This window comes from Mobiluncus porci (assembly GCF_009695935.1).
Classification (GTDB): Bacteria; Actinomycetota; Actinomycetes; order Actinomycetales; family Actinomycetaceae; genus Mobiluncus; species Mobiluncus porci.
The window spans coordinates 1-1,924 of sequence record NZ_VUMY01000036.1; the positions used below are offsets into that span (position 1 = coordinate 1).

General features: G+C 54.7%; 1 rRNA gene. It reads left to right on the top strand.

What is annotated here, in order from left to right:
- Positions 1–139 precede the first annotated feature (139 nt).
- A 16S ribosomal RNA gene (locus tag FYJ63_RS10935) occupies positions 140–1,678 on the top strand.
- Positions 1,679–1,924: the final 246 nt, after the last annotated feature.

Genomic DNA, 1,924 nt, shown 5'->3' on the forward strand with positions numbered 1-1,924 from the left:
TTTTTTTGTTTTTGCCTTGCCTTGCTTTTTTGTGGGGTGGGGTTTGTTAGTGTTTTTGTCTGGTTTTCTGTTTTATGAAAATTGGGTTTTGTCAGGTTTTTTCTGACTGAATTTGTTCCCCTGTTTTGGGGAGAGGTTTTTGTTGGAGAGTTTGATCCTGGCTCAGGACGAACGCTGGCGGCGTGCTTAACACATGCAAGTCGAACGATGAAGGGGGTGCTTGCACTCCTGGATTAGTGGCGAACGGGCGAGTAACACGTGAGTAACCTGTCCTTTTCTTTGGGATAACGGCTGGAAACGGCTGCTAATACTGGATATTCAGGCGTCACCGCATGGTGGTGTTTGGAAAGGTTTTTTCTGGAATTGGGTGGGCTCGCGGCCTATCAGCTTGTTGGTGGGGTGATGGCTTACCAAGGCTTTGACGGGTAGCCGGCCTGAGAGGGTGGTCGGTCGCACTGGGACTGAGATACGGCCCAGACTCCTACGGGAGGCAGCAGTGGGGAATATTGCACAATGGGCGCAAGCTTGATGCAGCGACGCCGCGTGGAGGGTGTAGGCCTTCGGGTTGTGAACTCCTTTTTCTCGCGAAAAAGGCACAGTTTTGGCTGTGTTGATGGTAGTGGGGGAAGAAGCGCCGGCTAACTACGTGCCAGCAGCCGCGGTAATACGTAGGGCGCGAGCGTTGTCCGGATTTATTGGGCGTAAAGAGCTCGTAGGTGGTTCGTCGCGTCTGTCGTGAAAGCCAGCAGCTTAACTGTTGGTCTGCGGTGGGTACGGGCGGGCTTGAGTGCGGTAGGGGTGACTGGAATTCCTGGTGTAGCGGTGGAATGCGCAGATATCAGGAGGAACACCGATGGCGAAGGCAGGTCACTGGGCCGTTACTGACGCTGAGGAGCGAAAGCGTGGGGAGCGAACAGGATTAGATACCCTGGTAGTCCACGCTGTAAACGTTGGGAACTAGGTGTGGGGCTGCTATCCTGTGGTTCTGCGCCGTAGCTAACGCATTAAGTTCCCCGCCTGGGGAGTACGGCCGCAAGGCTAAAACTCAAAGGAATTGACGGGGGCCCGCACAAGCGGCGGAGCATGCGGATTAATTCGATGCAACGCGAAGAACCTTACCAAGGCTTGACATACACTGCGATGGTTCCAGAGATGGGCCAGCCTTCGGGGTGGTGTACAGGTGGTGCATGGTTGTCGTCAGCTCGTGTCGTGAGATGTTGGGTTAAGTCCCGCAACGAGCGCAACCCTTGCCTCATGTTGCCAGCGGTTCGGCCGGGGACTCGTGAGGGACTGCCGGGGTTAACTCGGAGGAGGGTGGGGATGACGTCAAATCATCATGCCCCTTATGTCTTGGGCTTCACGCATGCTACAATGGCCGGTACAGAGGGTTGCGATACCGTGAGGTGGGGCTAATCTCTTAAAGCCGGTCTCGGTTCGGATTGGGGTCTGCAACTCGACCCCATGAAGTTGGAGTCGCTAGTAATCGCAGATCAGCATTGCTGCGGTGAATACGTTCTCGGGCCTTGTACACACCGCCCGTCACGTCACGAAAGTTGGTAACACCCGAAGCCCGTGGCCTAGCTCTTTTGAGGGGGAGCGGTCGAAGGTGGGATTGGCGATTGGGACGAAGTCGTAACAAGGTAGCCGTACCGGAAGGTGCGGCTGGATCACCTCCTTTCTAGGGAGCACTTTTTACCAGTAAGCGGATGCAGAAGTGTTCGTGGTTTGTGTTCACTGGTTTATGGGATAGGCGTGTGGACGAAGGAACAATGTCCTGGTTGTTTTCGACTGGGGGCGCTATCGGGTTTTGGGCTTAACGGGCCTGGCCGACCGGCACGAAGGGACTTGTGTGTTTTGGGTTGTTGGTTTGGTTGGTTGGTTGGTTTTTGTATAGTGGTGCGAGTATCTGTGATGCAAGTTTTTT